We start from the raw sequence: 26,988 nt of genomic DNA, 5'->3' as shown, positions 1-26,988 counted from the left end.
CATAGCCATCGCCCCTATCATCGTCTTGACCGCGATCAAGGATGGAGACGCAATGGCTATGTTGGATGACGCCTCCGGAACGGCGCGAGGGATTGCGATGAAGGCCATGGTTCTCCACGCCTATGGCGAGGCGCTGCGCCTCGAGGAACGGCCCCTGCCCGTTCCCGGCCCCGGCGAGATTCGGGTGCGCGTCGAGGCTTGTGCCGTCTGCCGCACCGACCTCCATGTCGTCGATGGCGAACTGCCACCAGGCAAGCTGCCCATCGTACCGGGACACGAGATCGTCGGCATCGTCGACGGACGCGGCCCCGGCGTCGTCGCCCCCGCCATCGGCACCCGCGTCGGTATTCCCTGGCTCGGCCATACCTGCGGCGTCTGCCCCTATTGCGAGATGCACCGCGAGAACCTGTGCGACGCGCCGCTCTTCACCGGCTACACGCGCGACGGCGGCTTCGCCACCCATGTCGTGGCCGACGCCGCCTATTGCTTCCCGCTCGACGGCTTCAACGACCCGGTGGCCGCCGCCCCGCTGATGTGCGCCGGGCTGATCGGCTGGCGCACGCTGAAATTCGCCGGCGATGCCGAGCGGGTGGGCATCTACGGCTTCGGCGCCGCCGCCCATCTCATCGCGCAGGTGTGCCGCTGGCAGGGACGCGAGTTCTACGCCTTCACCCGCGAGGGCGACGAGGCGGCACAGCAGCTCGCCCTCTCGCTCGGCGCGCGCTGGGCGGGAGGCTCGGACGAGATGCCGCCCGAGGAGCTCGACGCCGCCCTGATCTTCGCGCCGGTCGGCGCGCTGGTGCCCGCGGCGCTGCGGACCCTGCGCAAGGGCGGGCGCGTCGTCTGCGGCGGCATCCATATGAGCGACATCCCGCAGTTTCCCTATTCCATCCTGTGGGAGGAGCGGCAGGTGGTCTCCGTTGCCAACCTCACCCGCGCCGACGCACTCGAATTTCTCGACATCGCGCCCCGCGCCGGCATCACCGCCACCACCACGACCTATCCGTTGGAACAGGCCAACGAGGCGCTTGCGGACCTGCGCGCCGGGCGCTTCCAGGGGGCGGCCGTACTGGTCCCGTGACACCGGTCCCCGCGCCCTGACTGACCCCATCGACACAGCAGAGGAGAACGAGCCCATGGCAGCCGAGCAGGCCACCGCCGGAACGCTGAGCCCCGACCTGGTCACCCGCATGAACGCCTGGTGGCGGGCGGCGAACTACCTGTCGGTCGGCCAGATCTACCTGCTCGACAACCCGCTGCTGCGCGAGAAGCTCACGCTGCAACATGTGAAGCCACGCCTGCTCGGCCACTGGGGCACGACACCGGGGCTGAACTTCATCTATGTCCATCTCAACCGCGTCATCCGCGAGACGGACGCGAACGTGCTGTTCGTCGCCGGCCCCGGCCACGGCGCGCCGGGCGTGGTGGCCTCGACCTATCTGGAAGGCACCTACAGCGAACTCTATCCCGACGTGTCGCAGGACGCGGAAGGGCTGCGCAAGCTGTTCCGCCAGTTCTCCTTCCCGGGTGGCATCCCCAGCCACGCGGCGCCCGAGACGCCCGGCTCGATCCATGAAGGCGGCGAGCTCGGCTATTCGCTTTCCCACGCCTATGGAGCCGTGCTCGACAATCCCGACCTGATCGTCGCCTGCGTGGTCGGCGACGGCGAGGCGGAGACTGGCCCGCTGGCCACCTCCTGGCACGGCAACAAGTTCCTGAACCCCGTCAATGACGGCGCGGTGCTGCCGATCCTGCACCTCAACGGCTACAAGATCGCCAATCCGACAGTGCTCGCCCGCATCTCGCCCGAGGAGCTGAGGAGCCTGATGGAAGGCTTCGGCTACGCCCCGATCTTCGTCGAGGGTGACGAGCCGGAGGTGATGCACCAGCTCATGGCAACCGCCCTCGACACGGCTTTCGCCGATATCCGCGCCATTCAGAAGGCCGCCCGCACCGCCGGCGACACGGAGCGCCCGCGCTGGCCGATGATCGTGCTGAGGAGCCCGAAGGGCTGGACCGGCCCGAAGACGGTCGACGGCAAGAAGGCCGAGGGTTTCTGGCGCTCGCATCAGGTGCCGTTCTCCGACATGTCGAAGCCCGAGCATCTGGCTCTCCTCGAAGATTGGATGCGCAGCTATCGGCCCGAGGAGCTGTTCGACGACGCCGGCCGTCTCCGGCCGGAAATCGCCTCGGTCGCGCCGGTCGGCGAGAAGCGCATGAGCGCCAATCCGCACGCCAATGGCGGGGCGCTGCGCCGTCCCCTGCGCCTGCCCGACTTCACCGACTATGCGGTGAAGGTGCCCCATCCCGGCGGCGTCGAGCTGGAGTCCACCTATGTGATGGGCACCTTCCTGCGCGACGTGATGAAAGCCAATGCCGCGAGCCGCAACTTCCGCGTCTTCGGCCCGGACGAGACCGCCTCCAACCGGCTTCAGGCGCTGTTCGAGGTGACCAACCGCGCCTGGGAGGCCGAGACCTTCTCCTATGACGACCACCTCGCCCGCGACGGCCGGGTGATGGAGATGCTCTCCGAGCACATGTGCCAGGGCTGGCTGGAGGGCTACCTCCTCACCGGCCGCCACGGGCTGTTCTCCTGCTACGAGGCGTTCATCCACATCGTCGATTCGATGTTCAACCAGCACGCCAAATGGCTGAAGACGGCAAGCGAAGTGGAATGGCGCCGGCCTATCGCCTCGCTCAACTACCTTCTCACCTCCCATGTCTGGCGGCAGGACCACAACGGCTTCAGCCACCAGGACCCCGGCTTCATCGACCACGTGGTAAACAAGAAGGCGGACATCGTGCGCGTCTACCTGCCGCCCGATGCCAACACGCTGCTCTATGTCACCGACCACTGCCTGAAGAGCTGGAACCGGGTGAACGTCATCGTCGCGGGCAAGCAGCCGGCGGCGCAGTGGCTCGACATGGACGCCGCCATCCGACACTGCGCGCAGGGCATCGGCACCTGGGAATGGGCTAGCACCGATCAGGGTGGCGAGCCCGACGTGGTCCTCGCCTGCGCCGGCGACGTGCCGACATTGGAGACGCTGGCCGCCGCCGACCTGCTGCGCTCACACGTCCCCGACCTCAAGGTGCGTGTCGTCAATGTCGTCGACCTGATGACCCTGCAGCCGAAATCCGAGCACCCCCACGGGCTGTCCGATGCCGATTTCGACGCGCTGTTCACCAAGGATAAGCCGGTGATCTTCGCCTATCACGGCTATCCCTGGCTCATTCATCGCCTCGCCTACCGGCGCACCAACCACGACAACATGCACGTGCGCGGCTATGTCGAGGAAGGCTCCACCACCACCCCCTTCGACATGGTGGTCCGCAACCGGCTCGACCGCTTCCACCTCGCCGCCGACGTGCTCGACCGCGTGCCGAAGCTCCAGGGGGACGTCCATACGCGGCAGGCGATTCGCGACAAGCTGACCGAGCATGCGCGCTACATCCGCGCCCACGGCATCGACCTGCCGGAAGTCCGCGACTGGCGCTGGCCGCAGAAAGCGTGACCAAACGGCAGCCGCGCATGGGTAACTGCCTTCGCTGACAGGTCTCCGACAGCCACCGGGACTAGCGTTCGGTGGCTCCGATCGCGAGCCTGATGGTCAGAAAAGGAAATCCCATGCGCACGCTCGTCGCCGGCTCCCTCGCCGGCCTCATTGCCCTTGGCACGCTCGCCCCGCTCGCGGCCGTCGCCGGCCCGACCTGCACTACCGAGACCAAGGACAAGTGGATGACCGAGGACGCCATGAAGGCCAAGGTCGCCGAAATGGGCTACCAGAAGATCAAGACCTTCAAGGTTTCCGGCAGCTGCTACGAGATCTACGGCTACACCAAGGACAACAAGAAGGCCGAGGTCTATTTCAACCCCGTCACCGGCGCCGTCGTGAAGTCCGAGATCGACTGATGGCGCCTGACACGGCTGAGGCCGGGGGCCGCGCGTCCCCGGCCGCGGGCAAGGACGTCCGGGTGTGGGACCCGGTCGTGCGCCTGTTCCACTGGACCGTCGTCACCGGCTGCGTCCTGAATCTGTTCTTGCTGGAGGACGGCGAGCTGGCGCACAAGATCGTCGGCTATGTCGTCGCCGGTGCTCTCGCCATCCGCCTCGTCTGGGGCTTCATCGGTACGAAATACGCGCGATTCGCCCAGTTCGTTCCCTCCCCCGGGCGGCTGACGACCTATGTCACGGCGCTGCTGCGCGGGCGAGAACCACGCATGCTCGGCCACAATCCGGCGGGCGCGGTGATGATGGTGGCGCTGATGGTGCTGCTCGCAGGCGTCTGCCTCACCGGCTGGATGTCCACCCTCGACGCGTTCTGGGGGGAAAAGTGGCTGGAGGAGGTGCATGAAAGCCTCGCCAATGCCATACTTCTCCTCGCCCTCCTGCACGCAGGCGCCGCGCTGTTCGAAAGCTGGCGCCACCGCGAGAATCTGGTCTGGGCGATGGTGACGGGTCGGAAGAGGCCGTGAGGTCGCGGTGAGGCTGCTGCTGGTCGAGGACAGCGCCCGTCTGCGCGAACTGGTGGGCGAGACCATTCGCGCCGCCGGCTGGCGGCTTGATGCCGTCGGCACGGTGGCGGAAGGCGAGGATGCGCTCGCCGCCACGAGCTACGATCTCGTGCTGCTCGATCTCGGCCTTCCCGACGGCGACGGCCTCGACCTGTTGCGGGCCCTGCGCCGGCGCAAGGACAGCACGCCCGTCCTCGCGCTGACCGCGCGCGGTGCGGTGGACGAACGCATCGCCGGGCTCGACGCCGGCGCGGACGATTATCTCCCCAAGCCCTTCAACAATGGCGAGCTGCTGGCCCGCGCACGGGCATTGCTGCGCCGCGCGCCGCTGTCCGCCGATCCGGTGCTGGAGGCGGGCGCCCTGCGTTACGATCCTGCCACGCACGATGTGCGGTGCGGGGAGGAAATCCTCGCCCTCGCCCCGCGCGAACGGGCGGCTCTCGAGATCCTGATGCGCAATGTCGGGCGCGTCACCGCCAAGCGCGGTCTGGAGGAGAAGCTTTCCGAGTTCGACGAGGAAATGAGCCCGAACGCGATTGAGGTCGTGCTCTCGCGCCTGCGCCGACGACTCGCTCCCTACGAGACCGGGACCGCCATCGAGACCGTGCGCGGCGTCGGCTATCTGTTGCGCGAGCTCGACGCATGAAACATGCAGCGGCGGCGCCGCTCGGGCGCATCGTCGCCCTGCGCATCATGTTGTTCGCCGCGCTCGCCATGCTGACCCAGCTCGTCGCGGTGCTGGTCGAATATGGCAGCGACCCGGAATATCTCTCCCTGCTCGCGCTCGAGCAGGAGACCGATGTCCTGGCACTCGGGCTGTCGGTCCAGGGCAATCACCTGTCCTATCAGCTTCCCGACGCGCATGCGGCGCGCTACGGCACCGAGGATTCGGGATATGTGGCACGGGTGCGCACCGCGAACGGCGTCGTGCTGTTCTCTCATTGCGATGCGGCCTGCACCGAGCACTTCCTGCCTCTCGACCTCAACCCGCCCTCGGTCTGGCTGCGCGTGCTGACGCCCGGATACCCGCTGTCCTTCGCCGGCGGCCGCATTATCGAGAAGGAAGGCCAGCGGATCTTCTTCGAGATCGCCGTCGAGCGCGACACCCAGCACGTGGTCTGGGAGGTGCTGGCCGACGAAGTGCTCGACCACATGATCCTGCCGATGAGCCTCACGCTCATCTTCGTCCTTGGTGCAACGCTCCTCTCGGTGCGCTCGGCGCTCAGGCCGGTCACGGCGGCGGCGGAACAGGCGGAGGAACTCGACCCGCTCAGCCCCGACGCGCGCATCGAGGAAGCCGGCATGCCGCGGGAGATCGCCCAGCTGGCCGGGGCGGTGAACCGTTCCTATGCCCGCACCCGCGAGCTGATGGCCGCGCAGAAGCTGTTCACCTCCGCCATCGCCCACGAGATCCGCACGCCGCTCGCCATCATCCGGCTGGAGCTGGAGCGGATCGACCATCCCGCCGCCCGCCGCGCCACCGCCGAGCTCGACGAACTCAGCCATTTCGCCGAGCAACTGGTGACGCTGGCGCGGCTGGAGGCGCTGGACCGCAGCGGCTTCCAGCCGGTGGCGCTCGACGATCTCGGCCGCGACATTGTCGGCACGATGGCCCCCTTCGTCTATTCCCACGGCGCCAGCATCGCCTTCGAAGGGTCGGACAATCCCACGCTGCCCGGCAATGCCGCCCTGCTCAAGGATGCCGTGCGCAATCTCATCGAGAACGCGGTGCGCCACAGCGGCCCCGGCATCGCCATCGTGGTGCGAACCGATGACGGCCCCGGCCTCTCGGTGAGCGACGACGGAACCGGCTTCGTGCCCTCACGGCCCGGTGACGCGCCGGGGCACTACAAGCGCGCCGGCGGCCTCGGCATCGGTCTGGAGATCGTCCGCCGCATCGCCGCCCTCCATGGCGGCCGCCTTGAGCTCGAACGGGTCGAGCCGCACGGCACGCGGGCCCGGCTGATCTTCGCCCCGGCGCCGAGCGTCACACCCGATCGATGAGCGCCATGGCGGCGGCCGGATTGCGTGCCTTGAAGCCGCTGATGACGAACAGGAAGACCTCGCGCGGCTCCGCCTTGGCCGGCGGGGCGAGCAGCGTATCCTTCAGGGCGACGGGCGTCCGGCCCTCGGCCCATGCCTTCGCCGCCTCGGCCCAGCCGTCGAGCGCCTTCCCGGAATAGCCGAGCGGCTCGTCCTCCGTCGTGCCCATAATGCGCGCATAGACGAAGGGTGCGGTGACGTCGGCGATCGAGGGGAACTCGCTGTCGCCGGCGAAGATGACGGCGACGCCGTATTCCCGCGCCAGCGCGATGAACTCGGGCGTCTTGAAGCTGTCGTGACGCACCTCGACCGCGTGGCGGACGGCGATGCCGTCGACGCTTTTCGGCAGCAGCTTGAGGAAGCCTTCGAAATCGGCCGGATCGAACTTCTTGGTGGCCATGAACTGCCAGTTCACGGGGCCGAGCTTCTCCTTCAGTTCGCTCACGCCGCTGGCGAAGAAGCGCTCGATGGACTCGCCCGCCTCGGCGAGCACCCGCCGGTTGGTGGTGAAGCGCGGCCCCTTCAGCGTGAAGACGAAGCTGTCAGGCGTCTCCGCGCGCCATTTGGCGAAACTCTCCGGCTTCTGCGAGCCGTAATAGGTGCCGTTGATCTCGATGGCCGTCAGCTTCGAGCTGGCATATTCCAGCTCCCGCTTCTGCGCGAGGCCGTGGGGATAGAAGGCGCCGCGCCAGGGTTCGAAGGTCCAGCCGCCGACGCCGATACGAATAGGGCCATGCTTCGCCATCGCGACCTCGCTCGCCTGCCCGGAAGGGGTGGCAGGATAGGAGCCGGCATCCGACCCGGCAATCCACCCGATCTCCGCCCCCGCCTATTCGACCGGCAACGCCTGCGAGTGCTTCACCTGGCTCAGCGCGAAGCTCGATTCGATGGAGGCGACGCCCTCCAGCCGCGTAAGAGTGCGCTTTAGGAAGGCCTCGTAGGCCGGCAGGTCCTTGACCACGATGCGCAGCAGATAGTCCCGCTGACCGGTCATCAGATAGCACTCGACGATCTCCGGCCAGCGCGAGATCGCCTTGGCGAAACGGTCCAGCTCGTCCTCGCGCTGGCGCTCCAGCCTGATCGAGGCGAAGACGCTGATCGGCAGCCCCACCTTGTCCTGATCGACCACCGCGACATAGCGCTTGATGACGCCCGCCGCTTCCAGCTGGCGCACCCTCCGCGCGCAGGGTGAGGGCGACAGGCCGACGATCTCGGCCAGCCGCTCCATCGTGGTGTGCGCATCCTCCTGCAGTGCCGCGAGGATGCGTCGGTCGATCGCGTCGAGCTTGGTATCTGCCATATTCAGCCACTTGTAAGCCATTTCATGGCTGGTTCAGCGAATATCATCCCACACCATAGCCTATAATGGCCGCACAAGCTCCCGCCGCGCGTGTAGCGTTCCCTATCGACAAGCGGGAGAAGGCAGATGTCCGCGGCACGGATGGAAGACGTCGAATATCTGGCGGAGCTGGAGCGCAAGATCCTCTGGCTGGCGACGTGGACGATCCACAACGCCAATCATCTGCGCCCCAGCACGGACGGGCTGAAGGTCGGCGGCCATCAGGCCTCCTCGGCTTCGCTCGCCACCATTATGACGGCGCTCTACCTCAAGGCGCTGCGGCCCGAGGACCGGGTGGCGGTGAAGCCGCATGCGAGCCCGGTCTTCCATGCCATCCAGTACCTGTTCGGCCGCCAGACGCGTGAGAAACTGGAGAATTTCCGCGGTTACAAGGGCGCACAGTCCTATCCCTCGCGCACCAAGGACACGGACGACGTGGACTTCTCCACCGGCTCGGTGGGTCTCGGCGTCGCGCAGACGCTGTTCGCCTCGCTGGTGCAGGACTATCTCACCGCCAAGGGCCTGGGCCACGGGCCGGAGGGGAAGATGATCGCTCTCGTCGGCGACGCCGAGATGGACGAGGGCAACATCTTCGAGGCGCTGCTGGAAGGCTGGAAGCACGGGCTGCGCAACACCTGGTGGATCGTCGACTACAACCGCCAGAGCCTCGACGCGGTGGTGCGCGAGGGGCTGTGGGAGCGCTTCGAGTCGATCTTCCGCAATTTCGGCTGGGACGTCGTGATCCTGAAATACGGCCGGCTGCAGCAAGCCGCCTTCCGCGAGCCGGGCGGCGAGGCGCTGCGCCGCTGGATCGACGCCTGCCCGAACCAGCTCTATTCCGCGCTCACCTTCCAGGGCGGCAAGGCCTGGCGCAAGCGCCTGATGGACGAGATCGGCGACCAGGGCGACGTCACCGCGCTGATCGAGCGCCGCTCCGACGAGGAGCTGGCGCAGCTCATGGCCAATCTCGGCGGCCACGACCTGCCCTCGCTGATCGATGCCTTCGAGAAGGCGCGCGCCCACGACCGACCGGTCTGCTTCATCGCCTACACCATCAAGGGCTTCGGCCTGCCGCTCGCCGGCCACAAGGACAACCACGCCGGCCTCATGACGCCGGCGCAGGTCGAGGATCTGCGCGCCCGCCACCATGTCCGCCCCGGCCATGAGTGGGAGCGGTTCGAGGGCCTGTCGATCCCACCCACGCAACTCGATGACTTCCTGAAGGCGGTGCCGTTCAACACCGATGGTACACGGCGACATCAGGCGCCGCAGGTCGCCGTGCCGCCAGTGCTGGATGTCCCGCTGCAGCCGGCCATGTCGACCCAGCAGGGCTTCGGCCTGCTGCTCAACGAGATCGGCAAGCGCGAGGACGACTTCGCCGCGCACATCGTCACCACCTCGCCGGACGTCACCGTCTCCACCAATCTCGGCGCCTGGGTGAACCGGCGCCAGCTCTTCGCCCGCGAGGAGCTGGCCGACACCTTCAAGCGCGAGCGCATCCCCTCGACCTTCAACTGGGAGTTCTCGCCCAAGGGCCAGCACATGGAACTCGGCATCGCCGAGATGAACCTGTTCATCATGCTCTCCGCGCTCGGCCTGTCGCATTCGCTGTTCGGCGAGCGGCTGCTGCCGGTGGGCACGCTCTACGATCCCTTCATCGAGCGCGGCCTCGATGCGCTGAACTACGCCTGCTACCAGGACGCCCGCTTCATCCTCGCCGCCACGCCCTCCGGGGTCACGCTGGCGCCGGAGGGCGGCGCGCACCAGTCCATCGCCACGCCGCTGATCGGCATGGCGCAGGACGGGCTCGCCAGCTTCGAGCCCGCCTTCGTCGACGAACTCGCGGTCATCCTGCGCTTCGCCTTCGACCATGCGCAGCGCGAGGATGGCGGCTCGACCTACCTGCGGCTCTCCACCCGCACCATCGAGCAGCCGCGCCGCACCATGGATGCCGCCCTTGCCGAGGACATTGTGAAGGGCGGCTACTGGCTGCGCCGGCCGGGACCGAACGCGCAGGTCGTCGTTGCCTATGCCGGCGCGCTGGCGCCCGAGGCCATCGAGGCGGTGGGGCTGATCGCCGAGGACCGCCGCGATGTCGGCCTGCTCGCCGTCACCTCGGCGGACCGGCTGCATGCCGGCTGGACAGCCGCCCAGCGGGCACGCGAGGACGGCGAATACGGGGCCCGCGCCCATGTCGAGACCCTGCTCGACGCCGTGCCGCCCGGCTGTGCCGTCATCAGCGTGGTGGATGGCCATCCGGCCACGCTCGGCTGGCTCGGCTCGGTCCACGGCCACCGCTCGCGCGCGCTCGGCGTCGAACGCTTCGGCCAGACCGGCACGCTGCAGGATCTCTACCGCCACTATGGCATCGATGCGCAGGGCATCGCCCGCGCGGCGCAGGCGATGACGCCGGGGCGGCCGATCCGTCACCTGCGCGCGGTGGGCTGATCCACCGTTCCAGCCGCGCGCCAACACCGCTTGCCCGCGCCCGGCCCGGCGGCGTAACAGAGCCGGCCGGGTTCTCACCGCCACCGGGCGGTGATCCCGTGACGGGCGAGGTTCGGCATCGTGGCAGAGCGGCGTGTCTTCATCACCGGCACGGCCGGTTTCATCGGCTTCCATCTGGCCCGGCTGCTGCTGACCGAAGGCTTCCGGGTTCACGGCTATGACGGCATGACGGACTATTACGACGTCCGCCTCAAGCAGCGCCGCCACGCCATGCTCGCCCAGAGCGAGAGCTTCACCGCCACCGAGGCCCGGCTGGAGGACATGGACACGCTGCGGCGGACGGTCGAGGCGTTCCGACCCGACATCATCGTCCACCTCGCTGCGCAGGCGGGCGTGCGCTACAGCCTGGAGCAGCCGCGCACCTATATCGAGGCCAACATCGTCGGTACCTTCAACGTGATGGAGTGCGCCCGCGCCGTGCCGGTGCAGCATCTGCTCATGGCCTCGACCTCCTCGGTCTATGGCGCCAACGAGGAGATGCCCTTCCGCGAGACCGACAAGGCCGACACGCCGCTCACCATCTATGCCGCGAGCAAGAAGGCCACCGAGGCGATGGGCCATTCCTACGCCCACATCTACGGCCTGCCGACGACGCTGTTCCGCTTCTTCACCGTCTACGGCCCCTGGGGCCGCCCGGACATGGCGCTGTTCAAGTTCACCCGCGGCATTCTCGAGGGCACGCCGATCGACATCTACAACCACGGCGACATGTGGCGGGACTTCACCTATGTCGACGATCTCGTGCGCGGCATCCGCCTGCTGATCGACACGGTGCCGCCCCTGCCCGAGGCACGCGGGGAGAGCGTGCCCGGCGCGAATGTGCCCGGTGACAGCCTCAGCCCCGCCGCGCCGTTTCGCATCGTGAACATCGGTAATTCCGACAGGGTGCGCCTGCTCGATTTCGTCGACGCCATCGAGGCGGAGATCGGCCTCAAGGCGATCCGCAACTATCTGCCGATGCAGGCCGGCGACGTGCCGGCGACCTGGGCGGATGCCAGTCTCATCCACGCGCTCACCGGCTTTCGGCCGGCTACCCCGTTCCGCGAGGGCGTGGCGCACTTCGTCGCCTGGTACCGCGATTATTACGGCCGCTAGGTAGGCTAGCCTTCCGACGCGGTCTGGAAGGCCGCCTCCGCCAGATCGACCTCGCGCAGCAGCTTGTGGGCGAGATCGGTCGAGATGCGGTGGCCGCGCGCCATGTGGGCGATGGCAGCGCGCTCGGCCTTCAGCGCCACGACGTGAAGCAGCTCCTCGTCATGCAGGCGCTCCTCGCCGGTGGCCATGCTCGGCTCGGGCTGCAGTTGCGACAGGCGGTGCTGGTAATAATCCGCCACCGCCGCGACCGCAGCCAGATGGTCGCCCTGCTTGGCGTCCCCCTGCTTGCCCTCTCCCTTCTGTCCGGCCTTGGCGAGGGCGGCGATCGCCGCCTTGGCGGCCTCGATCCGTGCCATGCGTTCCTGCTGGTCGTGGTGAGGTTCGGGCGGCACCTTGGTCGTCCGCAGCAGGCCCGGCAGGCTCGCATTGGCGACGACCAGCGAGACCAGGATCACGCCCGCGGCGATGAGGATCACGAGGTCGCGCGAGGGAAAAGGCGCGCCGTCGGGCAACGCCAGCGGCAGGCTGAGAGCGCCGGCGAGCGTGATGGCACCGCGCACGCCCGCCGTCGACATGACGGTGACCAGCCTCCAGTTGGGCAGCCGCTGGCCATTGGCGAGGTCCGGATGCCGGTGCAGCCAGATCACCACCGACACCCACACCCACGCGAAGCGCAGCACCGCGAGCACCGCCGTCACCACCAGCATGTAGACGAGCAGCCATGCGAGATCGGCCCGCCCGCTCTCGGCGGCACCGGCGCTCACGCGGGAGAGAATGTCCGGCAGTTGCTCGCCGAGCAGCAGGAAGATCGAGCCGTTCAGGGTGAATTGCAGCGTCTCCCATACGGCGTTGCGGCGGATGCGGGTCAGGGCGAGCGCCTCGCCGCCGACCTCGACCCAGCTCATCACCAGCCCGGCAGCGACGGCAGCCAGCACGGGCGAGGCGCCGGCCATGTCGGCGAGTAGATAGGCGCCGTAAGGAGTCAGCAGGCTGATGACGATCTGGGTCGACGTATCCTCGCCAAGCCGGGCCACGACCCACAGCTTGATCAGCGACACCAACCGGGCGAAGACGAGGCCGAGCGCAATGCCGCCCGTAGCCGCCCAGGCGAGTTCGCCGGCCGAGTTCCAGAAGGCGAAGCTCCCTGTCATGGTCGCCGTCACCGCGACGCGCAGGCAGACGAGGCCGGCGGCGTCGTTGAACAGCGCCTCGCCTTCCAGGATACGCAGCATCCGGCGCGGGATCGTCACGTTCGCCGCCATCGCCGTCGCCGCGACGACATCGGTCGGCGACAGCACCGCCGCCAGGGCGAAGCAGACCGGCAGCGGCATGGCGGGGATGATGGCGTGCAGCAGGAAGCCGACGCCGACCACGGTAAGAATGACGAGGCCAAAAGCGAGCGACAGGATTGTGACGGCGTTGTCCTTCAGGTCCTGCTTGGGCACACGCCATCCGTCGAGGAACAGCAGCGGCGGCAGGAACAGCACGAAGAACAGTTCCGGTTCCAGCCGCACGCCGAAATCCGTCGTCAGGCCGATGATCGCGCCGGCCGCGATCTGCACGAGCGGCAGCGCGATCCGTCCACCGAGCGCCTTCGCGATCCAGTGGGTCGCGACGACACCGACGAGCAGAACGAGGATGATACCGATCACGCTCATGGAAACCTCGACAGGAAATCGTGAAGGCTTGGCCGGGTGCGGATCGGCGCACGCGTCGATCCCGCGGCAGACGCTGCCACGCGCTGAGCCGGCCTGTTGCTTATGCGCACGATGGTCGCACAGCGGGAAGCCGGGCTCGCGCTTTTTGCCGACGTGCCGGGGCAGCTGCCGGGCGGAGCGGGAAAATAGGAAAAAATCCCACTTTGTAACAGGAACAAAGTGCAAGGCCGGCGAATTTGTTAGGAATTCGTAGCGATTTCCTGACAGGCGAATGCAAGCCTCTCCCGCCTAAACGTTAATTGCCCAAACGTAATATTGAGACCGGCGTGCGGGCCCCCGCCTTCCGCGGCAGCTCGTGGACGCAGCAGGGAGACACGTCGGTAACGACATAGAAAATAATAAGAGAAATATTCTTGCTCTTATTATTCTGAATGCATTTTCTAGTCTTATTAATCGCAATATTTATACTAACAAATAAATGTAATTCCACATACATAACGTAAGTTAGGCCTGATAATATCGAAAAAAGTTCTATTTGATGCATTGACACTAAAAAACAAATACAGATTTACTTATCATTAAGGGGCGGAATTGGGCGGAGGCTCAAAAGCCGTGCGGAGCCAGACACACAGTCAGCTATTGATCTAATCGTCTCCAATGCCCGGATCGGGCTGCGAGCGCCGCTGTCGCAATCTCCAGATTAAACGGATCTGCTCGTCGGCAATGCCGGAACGTCGTTCCCGGCAGCGAGGCGCCGCGTCCGCGACAACACTCCAAACTCATTCATGACGAAAGTTCTGCATCATGCAACGAGCGATGACGCATGTCTTTACGCCACATATTTCGGGCACATCGCGACAGTATCGTCGCGTTCTTGTTACCGGCGGCGCTGGATTTCTCGGCTCTCACCTGTGCGATCGACTGATCGATCAGGGAGATCATGTCGTATGCCTGGATAATTTCTCCACCGGGCGACGGTGTAACATCGAACATCTCATCGGGCACCCCCGTTTTTCGCTGGTCTGCCATGATGTGGTCGACCCGCTCGCTGTCGATGTAGACCAGATCTACAACCTGGCCTGCCCGGCCTCGCCGACCGCCTATTCGGCCGATCCGGTGCACACGACCAAGACCAGCGTGCTCGGCGCGCTCAACCTTCTCAAGCTCGCGACGGACCGCAACGCCCGTATCCTCCAGGCTTCCACCTCGGAGATCTATGGCGACCCGCAGGTCAGCCCGCAGCACGAGGCCTATTGGGGCCACGTCGACCCGACCGGTCCCCGCGCCTGCTACGACGAGGGCAAGCGCTGCGCCGAGAGTCTGTTCTTCGATCATGCCCGTCGCTTCGGCACGCGCATCAAGATCGCCCGCATCTTCAACACCTACGGGCCGCGCATGCGCGGCGACGACGGTCGTGTGACCTCCAACCTCATCATCGAGGCCCTGCGCGGCACCGAGCTGACGGTCTATGGCGACGGTTCGCAGACGCGCTCCTTCTGCTACGTCGACGAAACGGTCGACGCGCTGATGCGCCTGATGGCGACGCCGGACGGGATCGAAGGCCCGGTCAACATCGGCAATCCCGACGAGCGCACCATAGGCGACTTCGCCACCATCGTTCGCCGGCTCACGGGCTCGGATTCGCGGATCGCCTACCGCCCCCTGCCGGTGGACGATCCGCGCCGGCGCTGCCCGGACATCTCCGAGGCCGCGCGGCTTCTCGGCTGGATCCCGACGATCTCGCTGGACGAGGGCTTGAGCCGCACCATCGACTATTTCCGCGCGGAGCTCGTGCGCGAGCCCACGGTGAGGGAGGCGGTGGCATGAATGCCCCCCGTATCCTCGTCACCGGCGGCGCCGGCTATATCGGCAGCCATACCTGCAAGGCGCTGGCGGCGAACGGCTTCCAGCCCGTGACCTACGACAACCTCTTCCTCGGCCATCGCGACGCGGTGCGCTGGGGGCCGCTCGTGCACGGCGACATACTCGACACGCAGACGCTCGCCGAGGCCCTGCGCTTCCACGGCATCAGCGCCGTCATCCACTTCGCCGCGCTCGCCTATGTCGGGGAGTCGGTGGGTGCACCGTCGCGCTACTATCGCACCAACGTCGTCGGCACCCTCTCGCTACTGGAAGCCTGCCGCACGGCCGGCGTGCGCCATGTCGTGTTCTCCAGCTCCTGCGCCACCTACGGCATCCCCGATTGCCTGCCGATCCGGGAATCGACGCAGCAGCTGCCGATCAATCCCTACGGGCGCACCAAGCTGATCGTCGAGGACATGCTGGCCGACGAGGCCAATGCCTACGGCCTGCAGTTCGTCTCGCTGCGCTACTTCAACGCCGCCGGCGCCGACCTGCAGCTCGAGCTCGGCGAGCGGCACGAGCCGGAAACCCATATCGTGCCGCTGGCGATCCTGGCAGCGATGCACCGTACCGGCGCGCTGCCGGTCTTTGGCGACGACTATCCGACACCCGACGGCACCTGCGTGCGCGACTTCGTGCACGTCAGCGATCTCGCCGACGCCCATGTGCGCGCGCTGGACTATCTGCTCAGCGGCGGCGGCAACCTCGCGGTCAATCTCGGCTCGGGTACCGGCACGTCGATCCTCGATCTGCTCGGCGCGGTCGAGCGCCGCATGAACTGCAGCGTGCCGATCCGTGTCGTGCCGCGTCGCATCGGCGATCCCCCGGCGCTCTATGCCGACGGCACGCTGGCGCGCGAGCGTCTCGGTTTCGTTCCGAAATTCTCCGACATCGACACCATCGTCACCACCGCGGTCCGCTTCCACGCACAGGGGGCCGCGCTATGAGCCGCGAGACCCCCGTCATCCTCGCCGGCGCAGACGACCTGCCCGTTTCCGGGTTCAGCGACCGGCGGGCCCACAGCCGCCCGCGCGCTGTGCTGGCGCCGCTGCTGAAGCCGGCGCAGCGCGTGGAACTGGTCGTCGCCATCACCGTCTGGGGAGCCGCCTTCCTGTTTTTCTGGGTCTGGTGGCTCCAGCCGGCGCATGTCGTCGGCATCGGCCGCTTCATCTTCGCGAGCCTTCCTTTCGTCTGGCTCACGCTGATGCCGATCTATTTCTTCTCGGTCTTCACCGGCAGCCGCAAGCCGGCCGGCGCGACGCAGCTCCCTCCCGGCAGCCGCGTGGCGATGGTCGTCACCAAGGCGCCGTCCGAACCCTTCGAGGTCGTGGCGCAGACGCTGGAGGCCATGCTGGGCCAGCCCTATCCGCACGACACCTGGCTGGCGGACGAGGATCCCTCGGACGAGACGCTTGCCTGGTGCGCCGGGCACGGCGTGCGCGTTTCCACCCGAAAGGGCGTCGCCAACTATCAGCGGCAGGAGTGGCCGCGCCGCGTGCGCTGCAAGGAAGGCAACCTCGCCTATTTCTACGACCACTATGGATACCGGCTGTACGACTTCGTCGTCCAGATGGACGCCGACCATGTGCCGACGCGCCATTATCTCGAGCGCATGCTGGCCCCCTTCGGCGATCCGACGGTCGGCTATGTTTCCGCGCCGAGCATCTGCAGCCGCAACGCCAAAGAGAGCTGGGCCGCGCGGGCGCGCCTCTACGCCGAGGCTTCGATGCACGGCCCACTGCAAGCCGGCTATACCGGAGGCTGGGCGCCCCTGTGCATCGGCTCCCATTACGCCGTGCGCACGCAGGCGCTCCAGGCCATCGGCGGCCTAGGCCCCGAGCTCGCCGAAGACCATTCCACCACGCTGATGATGAATGCCGGCGGCTGGCGCGGCGTCCACGCCATCGATGCCATCGCCCATGGTGACGGGCCGCGGACCTTCGCGGACCTCGCCACGCAGGAATTCCAATGGTCGCGCAGCCTCGTGACCATCCTGCTGCGCTATTCGCCAGCACTCGTGCCCCAGCTTCCGGGACGCCTGCGCTTCCAGTTTCTGTTCTGCCAGTTCTGGTATCCGCTCTATTCGGGCATCTGGGCGCTGCTGTTCCTGATGCCGGTGCTGGCACTGGCCAGCGGCGAGCGCTTCGCCAACGTGACCTATATCGACTTCGCCCTGCACTACATGCCGATGTCACTCGTCCTGCTCGTCATGATCTATCGCTGGCGGGCGAGCGGTTGGCTGCGGCCTGCCGATTCCCGGCTGCTGAGCTGGGAGGAGATCCTCTTCGTTCTCGCCAAATGGCCGTGGTCGCTGCTCGGCACGCTCTGCGCGGTGCGCGACTTCCTTGCGGGTTCCTTCGTCGACTTCCGCGTGACGCCGAAGGGCACGGGCACGGTCGATCCAGTGCCGCTGCGGGTGCTCGCACCCTATGTCGCGATCTCGGCGGGCTCTGCCGCGGCGGCACTGCTCTTCCATAGCGCCGGCACGGCGAGCGGCTTCTACATCTTCGCCATCGTCAACGCGGCGCTCTACGCCCTGCTGGTGCTGGTCATACTGGTGCGGCACGGCATCGAGAACCCCGGCCGCCGGCGCGCGGGAGTGCGCGGCACGGCACAGGCAGGGCTGGTCCTCGGCCTGTTCGTGCTGCCGTTCACCGCCGCCGTTCAGCGCGGGCCGGAAGGGCTTGGCGCCCTCACCTGGGGCGCCATGCCGATCTCCTACACCCGCACCGTCTTCTCCGCCGCCGGCGCCGGCATGGGCTACGGCACCTACCGTCTCATCTTCATCCCGCCCTGGATCGCCAGGGACCCCGATCAGGCCGCGACACCGGCCGCCGGGGCCCCGGTCGCCCGGCCGGCACACAAGCGCGACCTTGGGAGGTCAGAATGAAAATCGCGGTCATTGGAACCGGTTATGTCGGCCTCGTCGCCGGGGTGTGCTTTGCCGAGATGGGCAACGCCGTCATCTGCGTCGACACGAACGCCGCCACGGTCGGCAAGCTGAGGAAAGGGCAGAGCCCGATCTTTGAGCCCGACATGGATGAGCTACTCGCCCGCAACATCGCGGCGGGCCGGCTCTCCTTCACCACCCAGGCCCGCGAGGCCGTGGACGGCGCCGACCTCGCCTTCATCTGCGTCGGCACCCCGCCGCGGGACCGCGACGGCGAGCCGGAACTGTCCCTCGTCTACGGCGCCGCGAAAGACATCGCCCGGGCGATGACCGGCCCGCTCACCGTCGTCATCAAGTCGACCGTCCCGGTCGGCACCGGGGACGCCGTCGAGGAGATCATCCGGCGGACCCGACCGGGCGCCGTGGTCTCGGTCGCCTCCAATCCCGAATTCCTGCGCGAAGGATCGGCCATCGACGACTTCAACCGCCCCGACCGGATCGTCATCGGGGTCGAGGATCTTCGAGCGCAGGAAACGCTGCAGCGACTCTACCTGCCGCTCTGCGCGGCCGGCGCGCCGCTGATCGTCACCCGTCGACGCACCTCGGAGCTGACCAAATACGCCGCCAACGCGTTCCTCGCGACGAAGATCAGCTTCATCAACGAGATGGCCGACCTGTGCGAGAAAGCCGGCGGCGACGTCACCGAGCTCGCCGCCGGCATCGGCCTCGACGAACGCATCGGCCGGGCCTTCCTGAATGCCGGGCCGGGCTATGGCGGCTCATGCTTTCCCAAGGACACCTGCGCCCTCCTGCACACCGCGCAGGAATACGGCGTGCCGCTGCGCGTGGTGGAGGGCACCGTCGCCGCCAACAACGCGCGCAAGCACCGCATGGCGATCAAGGTGATGAAGGCTGCCGGCGGTTCCGTCGCCGACATGAAGATCGCGGTGCTCGGCCTGACCTTCAAGCCGGACACCGACGACATGCGGGAGGCACCTTCCATTCCGCTCATCCGCCATCTGCAGCGGGCGGGCGCGCGGATCGCCGCCTACGACCCTCAGGGCATCCGGCAGGCCCGCGAGCACCTCAGCGACGTGGACTTCCACGACGATCCCTATGAGTGCGCGCGCGACGCCGACGTCGTGGTGCTGATGACCGAGTGGGACGAGGTCAGGACGCTCGATCTCGCCCGGCTCAACCGGGTCATGCACACGCCCACCATGGTGGACCTGCGCAACATCTACGCCCCCGAGCTCGTCCGGCGCTTCGGCTTCCGGCTGGCCGGCATCGGCCGTCCCGCCACACCGCGCCCCGAGGCCCCTCTACCGGCCCCGCCCGCCCCCATCCGGAGCGAGCGCGAGCTGGAGGCGATCGTCGTCAAGTAGAAGCTGGAGGAGAGATCTGATGAAACGCGTTTCCAAGAAGACCTATCTCGCCGGACTGTCGGGCGCGGCACTGCTCGCCATGTCCGCAGCGCTGGTGGTTCCGGCTCTGACACAGCCGAACGCGCCGCGCCCCATGCCGCCACCGGCCGGCAAGGTGGCGTTCGGCGTCTACGATCCCGACGGCGTGTTCGCCGGTGATCCGAGCGTCCGCATCGAGCATGTCTACATCCCATGGCAAGATGCCGACCTCGCCTCGCTGACGCGGGCCGACACCTATGCCCGCCAGCATCGCCGCGACCTGCTGATCTCGGTGGAGCCGTGGTCCTGGTCGCCGGGCGCCAACGTTGCCGACGAGCAGTTGCTGCATGGCATCCTCGCCGGCGCCTACGACGCGCAGGCCAAGGCCATCTGCGCGGAATCCGCAAAGCTCCAGAGCCCGGTGACGATCCGCTGGGCGCACGAAATGGACCTGCGCAACGGCCGTTTCCCATGGTCGAGCTGGGCACCGGAAGACTATGTGGCGGCCTACCGGCATTTCGTGACGATCTGCCGCCAGCAGGCACCGCAGGCCCGCTTCATGTGGTCGCCGCGCGGCGAGGACGGTCTCGCCGCTTACTACCCGGGCGACCGCTATGTCGACCAGATCGGTCTCACCGTGCTCGACCTGCAGCAGTACGACATGGACCATTTCGGCCATGCGCGCAGCTTCTCCGAGGCGCTGCGGCCTGCCTATGACCGCGTGGCCGGCTTCGGCAAGCCCGTCGTGGTGGCCGAGCTCGGCTTCCATGGCGATACCGCCTTCAGCGAGCAGTGGCAGCAGGACATGCGCACGATCGGGGACGGTTTCCCCCGCCTGACCGCCGTCGTCTACTTCAACGCCGTCGAGCCCTTCGCCTGGCCGGATCCCTATGGCCGGCCCGACTGGCGGATGCAGCGTGGCCTCGTGAACTGAGCCCGGCCGCGGCTCAGGCCGCGGCCCGTTCCCTTCCAACAGATGGACAACGACAATGACGAACTCGACACTCACATGCACGGCGGCCGCGGCCGCCCTTTCCGCCCTGCTGGCGGCCGGCGCGCCGGCCGGCGCACAAGCCGGCGGCCTCCCGCAGCCCGTCAGCATGGTTCAGCCCCATGACCTCGCCGGGCTCTACGCGGGCAAGACCTGGATGTGGTCGGACGGCGCCGCCTATTTCGCGCCGAACCGCCGCTTCATCGCCTGGTCCGGCTCGGGCAAGGACGCGACCTACGCAGAGGGCGAATGGCGCGTGACGCCGCTGGGTCGCCTGTGCTTTTCGGCGATCTGGCGCAGCCGGGGGCCCTCGGGCCGCAACATCACCTGCTTCGGCCACCGCATGGCTGGCGGACAGGTGGTCTACCAGCAGCGCGAGCCCGGCGGCGACTGGTACGTGTTCAAGCACATGAAGCCGGTGAACGGCGACGAGTACTTCAAGTTCAAGGACGGGGATCAGGCGAGCGCCGGCGTCACCAAGGTGAAGCAGGAGCTCAAGGCGCTCAGCGCGCGCAGCTGAACCGGGCCCACGACCGCCAGGCCCGGGGCAGGCGGACGGGCGGGGAGCGTTATGTGTCCCGCCCGTCCGTTCCTCCCGCTCAGAGCGGATCGCGCAGGATCGGACAGGTCATGCAGTGACCGCCGCCACGACCGCGCCCGAGCTCATCGCCCTCAATGGTGATGACCTCGATGCCGGCCTTGCGCAGCTTGGTATTGGTGTAGGAGTTGCGCTCGTAGCCGACGACGACACCCGGCGCGAGCGCGACGACGTTGTTGCCGTCGTCCCACTGCTCACGCTCCTGCTCATAGGTATCGCCACCCGTGGTGACGATGCGCAGATGCTGCAGGCCGAGCGCGTCGGCGGCGACGCCGGTGCCGTCCTCGGTGAGGAAGGGCCGGTTCTCGACGTGGTACTCGACGTCCTCGCCATTGTCGCCGGGGCGCAGGCTGTAGCAGGTGATCTGCTGGCAGACCTCAAGGAAAATGTTGGCGACGTCGCGGTCGCACAGGGTGAACACCGTGTCGAGGTGCATCGCCGCGCGCGACTTGGGCATCTGGCAAGCCACGACCCGCGTCGCCGCCTCGCTGTCGAATAGCGCCCGCGCGAGCTGGCCGACCGCCTGCGGCGTGGTACGCTCGCCCATGCCGACAAAGACGACGCCGTTGCCCACCGGCATGACGTCGCCGCCTTCCAGCGTCGAGGGGCCGAAGTCCTCGTCCGGGTCGCCCCACCAGATCTTGAAGTCGCCGTGGCGGAACTCCGGGTGGAACTTGTAGATCGCGCTGACCAGAAGCGTCTCCGGCTTGCGCGCCGGCCAGTACATCGGGTTCACCGTCACCCCGTTGTAGACCCAACAGGAGTTGTCGCGGGTGAAGATGGTGTTGGGCAGCGGCGGGATCACGAAGTCACTGGGCCCGAGATAGCGGCCGAACATGCCGCGCGGCTCGAAGGGCAGCTCGAAGCGCGCAATGCCGCCGATGAGATGCTCGGCAAGCTTCGCCGCCGGCATTTCGTCGAGCCAGGAGCGCAGGTCCTTCAGCATACCCGCCCCGACATGGTTGGCGGTGATGCGCCGGTCGAGCACCCATTCGCGGCCCTCCTTGGTCTCCAGCACCCGCGCCAGCAGGTCATGGAACTCCAGCACCTCGACGCCGAATTCGCGCATCTTGTTGCAGAAGTTGAAGTGCTCCTTCTGCGCCTCCTGCACCCACAACACGTCGTCGAACAGCAGTTCCCGGCAATTGCCCGGGGTCAGCCGCTTGTGGGCGAGACCCGGCCGGCAGACCATCACGGTCCGCAGGCGCCCCGCCTCGGAGTGCACACCGAACTGCCTCATGACGTTGCTCCTTGAACTTCCGCATAGCGGATACCGTTTTCTTCCGCCGACACCGTGGTGCCGGCACGGCCGGCGATGATGTCGGCAAGGTCCTTCAGCGCGCCGATGCACGCCCTCTTGCCGGTAGCCTTGGCGAAGCGGCAGGCCGCCTCGACCTTCGGTCCCATCGAACCGGCAGGGAAGGACAATGCGGCGAGCGCCTCGGGCGAGGCGCTGCGGATGGCCCGCTGGTTGGGCGTGCCCCAGTCGACATAGACCGCGTCCACATCGGTGAGGATGGCGAGCAGGTCGGCGCCGAGTTCGCGCGCCAGCAACTCCGTGGCGAGGTCCTTGTCGATGACGCATTCGACGCCGACGAGGCGCCGCCGCCCGCCCGGCTGCTCGCCGGCCTCGTACATGGTCGGAATGCCGCCGCCGCCGGCGGCGATGACGACCGTGTTCTGGTCGAGAAGCCAGCGGATCGGCCGCAACTCGAAGATGCGCCGGGGCACGGGCGAGGCGACGACGCGGCGCCAGCTGTCCCCGTCCGCCTTGAAGACCCACCCCTTTTCCGCGCCGAGCCGATCCGCCTCCTCCTTGGGATAGATCGGCCCGACAAACTTGGTCGGGTTGCCGAAGGCCGGATCGTCGGGATCGACCTCCACCATGGTGAGCAGCGTGGCGAGCGGGCGTTCGAGCGGCAGCAGGTTCCCCAGCTCCTGCTCGATCATGTAGCCGATCATGCCTTCCGTCTGTGCGCCGAGCACGTCGAACGGATAGGTCTCGACCTTGCCGTAGGCCGCGCCCTGCAGGGCGAGCAAACCAACCTGCGGGCCGTTGCCGTGCCCGACCACCAGCCGGTGCTCCATGGCAATGGGCGCCAGCGAACGGGCGGCGATGGCGACGTTCTCGCGCTGGTTCTCCGCCGTGAGCGCCTGCCCACGACGCAGCAGCGCATTGCCGCCGAGAGCGGTGACGATGAGCATGGCGTCAGTCCCCGAGCGTGGCGACCAGCAGTGCCTTGATGGTGTGCAGGCGGTTCTCCGCCTGCTCGAAGGCGATATTCGCCTCGCTCTCGAACACTTCGTTCGAAACCTCCAGCCCGTCGGTGATGCCGAACTTGTCGGCAATGTCCTTGCCGACCGTGGTCTCGGTATCGTGGAACGCCGGCAGGCAGTGCATGAACTTCACGCGCGGGTTGCCGCTCGCCTTCATCAGCGCAGCGTTCACCTGGAAAGGCTTCAGCAGCTCGATACGCTCGGCCCACACCTCCTTGGGCTCGCCCATCGACACCCAGACGTCGGTGTGGATGAAGTCGACCCCCTTCACCGCGACCTGCGGATCGTCGGTGATGGTGAGCTTGGCGCCGTATCTCTTCTCGAGATCGCGGGCGATCGAGACGAACTCGTCCGACGGCCACAGCTTCTTCGGGCCCGCGATGCGCACATCCATGCCCATCAGGCAGCCGGCGATCATCAGCGAGTGGCCCATGTTGGAGCGCGTGTCCCCGACATAGGCGTACTTGATCTCATGGGCGGGACGGTCCGAATGCTCGCGCATGGTCATCACGTCGGCGAGCATCTGGGTCGGGTGATACTCGTCGGTCAGGCCGTTATAGACCGGTACGCCGGCATATTTGGCGAGCTGTTCGACGCCGTGCTGGGACGCCCCGCGATACTCGATCGCGTCGAACATCCGCCCCAGCACCCGAGCCGTGTCCTTGAAGGATTCCTTGTGGCCGATCTGCGAGCCGGCCGGGTCGAGATAGGTCACGTGTGCACCCTGGTCGTGGCAGGCGACCTCGAAGGCGCAGCGCGTGCGCGTGCTGGTCTTCTCGAAAATGAGGACGATCTCCCGCCCCTTGAGGTGCGGCTCCTCGGTCCTGGAGTACTTCGCCCGCTTCAAATCGCGGGCGAGATCGAGCAGGTACTGGAATTCGCGCTGCGTGTAGTCCTGGACGGTAAGCAGGGAACGGTTGCGGAGATTGAAGGACATGGAACGCCTCCTCGGGGACGGATCTTGTGAATTGGCGCGGTCGTCATTTCGCCGCGCAGCCGCGATGGCGGCCGCGAACCCGCCATCCGCCAGGGAATACCCCGCGAGGCAAGTATTGCCCCGCGGGATCTGTTCCATCCGGGTAGCCCTCAGAGCGGGCTGATGACTCCGGTAGCGATGAGGTAGGCCGAGAGGCCCGCCAGGGCCAGCATGCCGAGCGCGAAGAGCAGGTCGATCCCCGTATAGGGACGCGCCCCGCGCTCGCGGCAGGCGATCGCGTAGATGACGAGGCCGGGCGCGAAGAGCAGCGTCGCCATCAGCAGATACTGCAGCCCCGCCGCGTAAACCAGCCACAGGCCGTAGAGCGTCGCGACCAGCCCCACGATCAGGTCGCGCCGGCGACGTCCCTCCTCGCCGCTCTTGTAGGTCTCTCCCGTCAGCGCGAGCTTGAGCGCGTAGCCACCGGAGAACACATAGGGCGGCAGGATCGCCACCGAGGCGATGAAGTAGAAGAAGTTGTAGGCATCCTTGGAGAAATAGGTCAGCACCAGGAAGGCCTGCACGCACAGGTTCGTCACCCAGAGCGAGTTGACCGGCGTGCCGCGGCTGTTCTCGGCCGAGAACCAGCGCGGGAAGGTGCCGTCCTTGCCGCAGGTGTAGGGGATTTCAGCGCTTAGCAGCGTCCAGCTCAGGAAGGCACCGCCGACCGAGATGATCAGGCCGAGATTGATCAGCCCCGCACCCCACGGCCCGACGACATACTCCAGCACGCCCGCCATCGAGGGCACCTTCTGCCCGGCAAGCTCCGGCTGAGCCATAATGCCGACCGAGAGCAGCGAGACGAGGACGTAAATCGCCAGCGCCCCGATGAAGCCAATCACCGTGGCGCGCCCGACATCGGAGCGCTTGGCGGCGCGGGCGGAATAGACGCTCGCGCCCTCGATGCCGATGAACACCCACAGCGTGACCAGCATGGTGCTTTTCACCTGATCGAGCAGGCTGCCGAGCCCCGCGCCTCCTTCGCCCATGCCCGCGCCCATGTTGCGGAAGGCGGCGAGGAACAGGTCGAAGTTGAAGGCGACGATGGCGACCATGATGAACACCAGGATCGGCACCAGCTTGGCCACGGTGGTGATGGCGTTGACGAAGGCTGCCTCCTTCACCCCCTTTAGGATCAGCCCGTGGATACCCCACAGCGCCAGCGAGGCGCCGACGATGGAGATTACATTGTTGCCGTCGCCGAAGATGGGCGCGAAGTAGGACAGCGCCGAGAAGATGGCCACCGCATAGGCCACGTTGCCGAGGAAGGCGCTGATCCAGTAACCCCACGCGCTGTTGAAGCCGACGAAGTCGCCGAAACCCGCCTTGGCGTAGGCGTAGGGCCCGTTGTCGAGGTTCGGCTTGCGCAGCGACAGGCCCTGATAGACGAAGGCCAGCATCAGCATGCCGATGCCCGTGATGACCCAGCCGAGGACAATGGCCAGCGGGGAGGCGCCGCGCGACATATCGCTCGGCAGGTTGAAGACGCCACCGCCGATCATCGAGCCGACGACAAGGGCGATCAGGGGCAGCAGCGTCAGCTTTCCGGCCTCTGGCCGTGCGGGCGCGGAGGCCCGGTCGACGGCTGGCTGGTGAGCGAAAGTGTCGGCCATCTTGGTGTGCTCCTCCGCGGAAGATACTCTTTCGGCATCATGGCGCCCGGTCCCGCGCAAGGCGCTGACGTCCCGGGTCGAGGTCCCGGCGGAACCGTTCCAACGGCACCGCCAGAGTATTCGCAGCAGGCTACCGCGCTAAGGCATCCCGCACCGTATGTTCTTGAGCCATATCAACGATATGGACATAAGCCTCGATCAGTATCAATGTATATACGTGGTGGGACGGATCGCTTTTGCGGGCGATGGCTGGAAGCAGCAGTCATTGACAGGAAAACGGAAGCTTATTCGGTAAACAATATTGACTGACCCTCCGGCAACTCACGGCGTCGGCGGGGTTGCGTGCGCGTTCTCGATCGACTGGAAGACTGTGTGACATGACCAAGACGGCCAAGGACGACAACAGCGGCAAGAAGCTGTCCCGCAAGGTCTACGATCAGGAACTGAAGCGCCTCCACGGCGAACTGGTCGGCCTGCAGGAATGGGTGCGCGCCACCGGCGCCAAGATCTGCATCATCTTCGAAGGGCGCGACGGCGCGGGCAAGGGCGGTGCCATCAAAGCGATCACCGAGCGCGTCAGCCCGCGCGTGTTCCGCGTCGTCGCCCTGCCAGCGCCCACCGACCGCGAGAAGTCGCAGATGTATGCCCAGCGCTACCTGCCTCACCTGCCGGCGGCGGGCGAAATCGTGATCTTCGACCGCAGCTGGTACAACCGCGCCGGCGTCGAGCGCGTCATGGGCTTCTGCACCGAGGAACAGGCGGACAAGTTCCTGTCGAGCATCTCCGACGTGGAGAAGGCCATCATCGAATCCGGCATCCTGCTGCTGAAATACTGGCTGGAGGTCAGCCCCGAGGAGCAGACCCGCCGCATCGAGGGCCGCATCCACGACCCGCGCAAGATCTGGAAGCTCTCGCCGATGGACCTGAAGTCCTACGGACGCTGGTATGACTATTCGCGAGCGCGCGACATGATGTTCGCCGCCTCCGATTCGGCCTGGGCTCCCTGGTACGTCGTCGATTCCAACGACAAGAAGCGCGCCCGGCTGAACGTCATCCGGCATTTGTTGTCCAAGGTGCCCTACGCGGCCCCGCACCGCGAGAAGGTCACACTGCCGAAACGACAGAAGCCGAAAGATTACGTCGAGCCGGAAGACATCCGGCACCACGTGCCCGCAGCCTTTTGACAGACACCACGACGCACATCCGCCAGAGCGAGACG

Annotated in this window: 23 protein-coding genes; 15 read left to right on the top strand and 8 right to left on the bottom strand. The window is 66.9% G+C overall.

Annotated features, from left to right (window positions below; translation table 11 throughout):
- Positions 1-97: 97 nt before the first annotated feature.
- The 6 genes from FO470_RS19145 to FO470_RS19120 all read left to right on the top strand — a co-directional run bounded on the left by FO470_RS19145 (position 98) and on the right by FO470_RS19120 (position 6,519).
- Positions 98-1,081, top strand: coding sequence for a zinc-dependent alcohol dehydrogenase family protein (locus FO470_RS19145; protein WP_144344592.1), 984 nt, complete (start codon positions 98-100; stop codon positions 1,079-1,081).
- A 55-nt stretch (positions 1,082-1,136) separates the two neighbouring features.
- Entirely contained in the window at positions 1,137-3,515 is a 2,379-nt protein-coding gene (locus FO470_RS19140) for a phosphoketolase family protein (RefSeq protein WP_144344591.1), read from the top strand.
- Between the two features lie 113 nt (positions 3,516-3,628).
- Positions 3,629-3,913 (top strand): PepSY domain-containing protein, encoded by a 285-nt coding sequence (locus FO470_RS19135; protein WP_144344590.1) that lies wholly within the window; start codon positions 3,629-3,631, stop codon positions 3,911-3,913.
- Positions 3,913-4,476: a cytochrome b/b6 domain-containing protein gene (locus FO470_RS19130; protein WP_144344589.1), complete on the top strand. Its 564-nt coding sequence runs from the start codon at positions 3,913-3,915 to the stop codon at positions 4,474-4,476. Before FO470_RS19135 ends, FO470_RS19130 begins: the two co-directional genes overlap by 1 nt.
- 7 nt (positions 4,477-4,483) lie before the next feature.
- Positions 4,484-5,161, top strand: coding sequence for a response regulator (locus FO470_RS19125; RefSeq protein WP_144344588.1), 678 nt, complete (start codon positions 4,484-4,486; stop codon positions 5,159-5,161).
- On the top strand, positions 5,158-6,519 hold the full coding sequence (locus tag FO470_RS19120; RefSeq protein ID WP_144344587.1) for an ATP-binding protein: 1,362 nt from the start codon (positions 5,158-5,160) through the stop codon (positions 6,517-6,519). The genes FO470_RS19125 and FO470_RS19120 overlap by 4 nt, the downstream gene beginning before the upstream one ends.
- On the opposite strand, the gene FO470_RS19115 is transcribed toward FO470_RS19120, so the two are convergent.
- Together FO470_RS19115 and FO470_RS19110 are read right to left on the bottom strand one after the other, a co-directional pair.
- Positions 6,503-7,303: a DUF72 domain-containing protein gene (locus FO470_RS19115; protein WP_144344586.1), complete on the bottom strand. Its 801-nt coding sequence runs from the start codon at positions 7,301-7,303 to the stop codon at positions 6,503-6,505. The genes FO470_RS19120 and FO470_RS19115 overlap by 17 nt on opposite strands.
- A gap of 84 nt (positions 7,304-7,387) precedes the next feature.
- On the bottom strand, positions 7,388-7,858 hold the full coding sequence (locus tag FO470_RS19110) for an Lrp/AsnC family transcriptional regulator (RefSeq protein WP_144344585.1): 471 nt from the start codon (positions 7,856-7,858) through the stop codon (positions 7,388-7,390).
- Positions 7,859-7,984: 126 nt separating this feature from the next.
- On the opposite strand from FO470_RS19110, the gene FO470_RS19105 reads away from it, so the two are divergent.
- Positions 7,985-10,345 carry a transketolase gene (locus tag FO470_RS19105; protein WP_144344584.1) on the top strand — a complete coding sequence of 787 codons (2,361 nt, stop codon included), beginning with the start codon at positions 7,985-7,987 and terminating at the stop codon, positions 10,343-10,345.
- 120 nt (positions 10,346-10,465) lie between these two features.
- Positions 10,466-11,500, top strand: coding sequence for an NAD-dependent epimerase/dehydratase family protein (locus FO470_RS19100; RefSeq protein ID WP_144344583.1), 1,035 nt, complete (start codon positions 10,466-10,468; stop codon positions 11,498-11,500).
- A gap of 5 nt (positions 11,501-11,505) precedes the next feature.
- Here the strand turns inward: FO470_RS19100 and FO470_RS19095 are convergent, their stop codons facing one another.
- Together FO470_RS19095 and FO470_RS19755 are read right to left on the bottom strand one after the other, a co-directional pair.
- Positions 11,506-13,158: a Na+/H+ antiporter gene (locus FO470_RS19095; protein ID WP_144344582.1), complete on the bottom strand. Its 1,653-nt coding sequence runs from the start codon at positions 13,156-13,158 to the stop codon at positions 11,506-11,508.
- Positions 13,159-13,941: 783 nt separating this feature from the next.
- Positions 13,942-14,187, bottom strand: a complete 246-nt coding sequence (locus FO470_RS19755) for a hypothetical protein (RefSeq protein WP_244616962.1) — start codon at positions 14,185-14,187, stop codon at positions 13,942-13,944.
- Here FO470_RS19755 and FO470_RS19090 point away from each other — a divergent pair.
- The 6 genes from FO470_RS19090 to FO470_RS19065 are packed head-to-tail and all read left to right on the top strand — an operon-like array spanning position 14,068 to position 20,825.
- Positions 14,068-14,985, top strand: a complete 918-nt coding sequence (locus FO470_RS19090) for a UDP-glucuronic acid decarboxylase family protein (protein WP_246659647.1) — start codon at positions 14,068-14,070, stop codon at positions 14,983-14,985. The genes FO470_RS19755 and FO470_RS19090 overlap by 120 nt on opposite strands.
- Positions 14,982-15,968, top strand: coding sequence for a UDP-glucose 4-epimerase GalE (gene galE, locus FO470_RS19085; protein ID WP_144344580.1), 987 nt, complete (start codon positions 14,982-14,984; stop codon positions 15,966-15,968). Before FO470_RS19090 ends, galE begins: the two co-directional genes overlap by 4 nt.
- The gene (locus FO470_RS19080) at positions 15,965-17,911 is read left to right on the top strand and encodes a glycosyltransferase (RefSeq protein WP_144344579.1); all 1,947 of its coding nucleotides are present in this window, start codon (positions 15,965-15,967) and stop codon (positions 17,909-17,911) included. The genes galE and FO470_RS19080 overlap by 4 nt, the downstream gene beginning before the upstream one ends.
- Entirely contained in the window at positions 17,908-19,296 is a 1,389-nt protein-coding gene (locus FO470_RS19075) for a UDP-glucose dehydrogenase family protein (RefSeq protein WP_144344578.1), read from the top strand. Before FO470_RS19080 ends, FO470_RS19075 begins: the two co-directional genes overlap by 4 nt.
- Before the next feature lie 19 nt (positions 19,297-19,315).
- Positions 19,316-20,248 carry a glycoside hydrolase family 26 protein gene (locus FO470_RS19070; protein WP_144344577.1) on the top strand — a complete coding sequence of 311 codons (933 nt, stop codon included), beginning with the start codon at positions 19,316-19,318 and terminating at the stop codon, positions 20,246-20,248.
- Between the two features lie 55 nt (positions 20,249-20,303).
- Positions 20,304-20,825 carry a DUF995 domain-containing protein gene (locus tag FO470_RS19065; RefSeq protein ID WP_144344576.1) on the top strand — a complete coding sequence of 174 codons (522 nt, stop codon included), beginning with the start codon at positions 20,304-20,306 and terminating at the stop codon, positions 20,823-20,825.
- A gap of 79 nt (positions 20,826-20,904) precedes the next feature.
- On the opposite strand, the gene FO470_RS19060 is transcribed toward FO470_RS19065, so the two are convergent.
- The 4 genes from FO470_RS19060 to arcD all read right to left on the bottom strand — a co-directional run bounded on the left by FO470_RS19060 (position 20,905) and on the right by arcD (position 25,769).
- Positions 20,905-22,143, bottom strand: coding sequence for an arginine deiminase (locus FO470_RS19060; RefSeq protein WP_144344575.1), 1,239 nt, complete (start codon positions 22,141-22,143; stop codon positions 20,905-20,907).
- A complete protein-coding gene (gene arcC / locus FO470_RS19055; RefSeq protein ID WP_144344574.1) occupies positions 22,140-23,108 on the bottom strand; it encodes a carbamate kinase in 969 nt (322 codons plus the stop codon). The genes FO470_RS19060 and arcC overlap by 4 nt, the downstream gene beginning before the upstream one ends.
- Positions 23,109-23,112: 4 nt before the next feature.
- On the bottom strand, positions 23,113-24,117 hold the full coding sequence (locus tag FO470_RS19050) for an ornithine carbamoyltransferase (protein ID WP_144344573.1): 1,005 nt from the start codon (positions 24,115-24,117) through the stop codon (positions 23,113-23,115).
- Between the two features lie 149 nt (positions 24,118-24,266).
- Entirely contained in the window at positions 24,267-25,769 is a 1,503-nt protein-coding gene (arcD, locus tag FO470_RS19045) for an arginine-ornithine antiporter (protein ID WP_144344572.1), read from the bottom strand.
- A 377-nt stretch (positions 25,770-26,146) separates the two neighbouring features.
- Between arcD and ppk2 the strand changes: the two genes are divergently transcribed.
- Positions 26,147-26,953, top strand: coding sequence for a polyphosphate kinase 2 (gene ppk2 / locus FO470_RS19040; RefSeq protein WP_144344571.1), 807 nt, complete (start codon positions 26,147-26,149; stop codon positions 26,951-26,953).
- The last annotated feature ends 35 nt before the right edge of the window (positions 26,954-26,988 follow it).

It is taken from the genome of Ancylobacter moscoviensis, from assembly GCF_007559435.1.
GTDB lineage: Bacteria > Pseudomonadota > Alphaproteobacteria > Rhizobiales > Xanthobacteraceae > Ancylobacter > Ancylobacter moscoviensis.
Note: the sequence above shows the minus strand (reverse complement) of the source record. Positions and strands in the feature narration are given on the sequence as shown.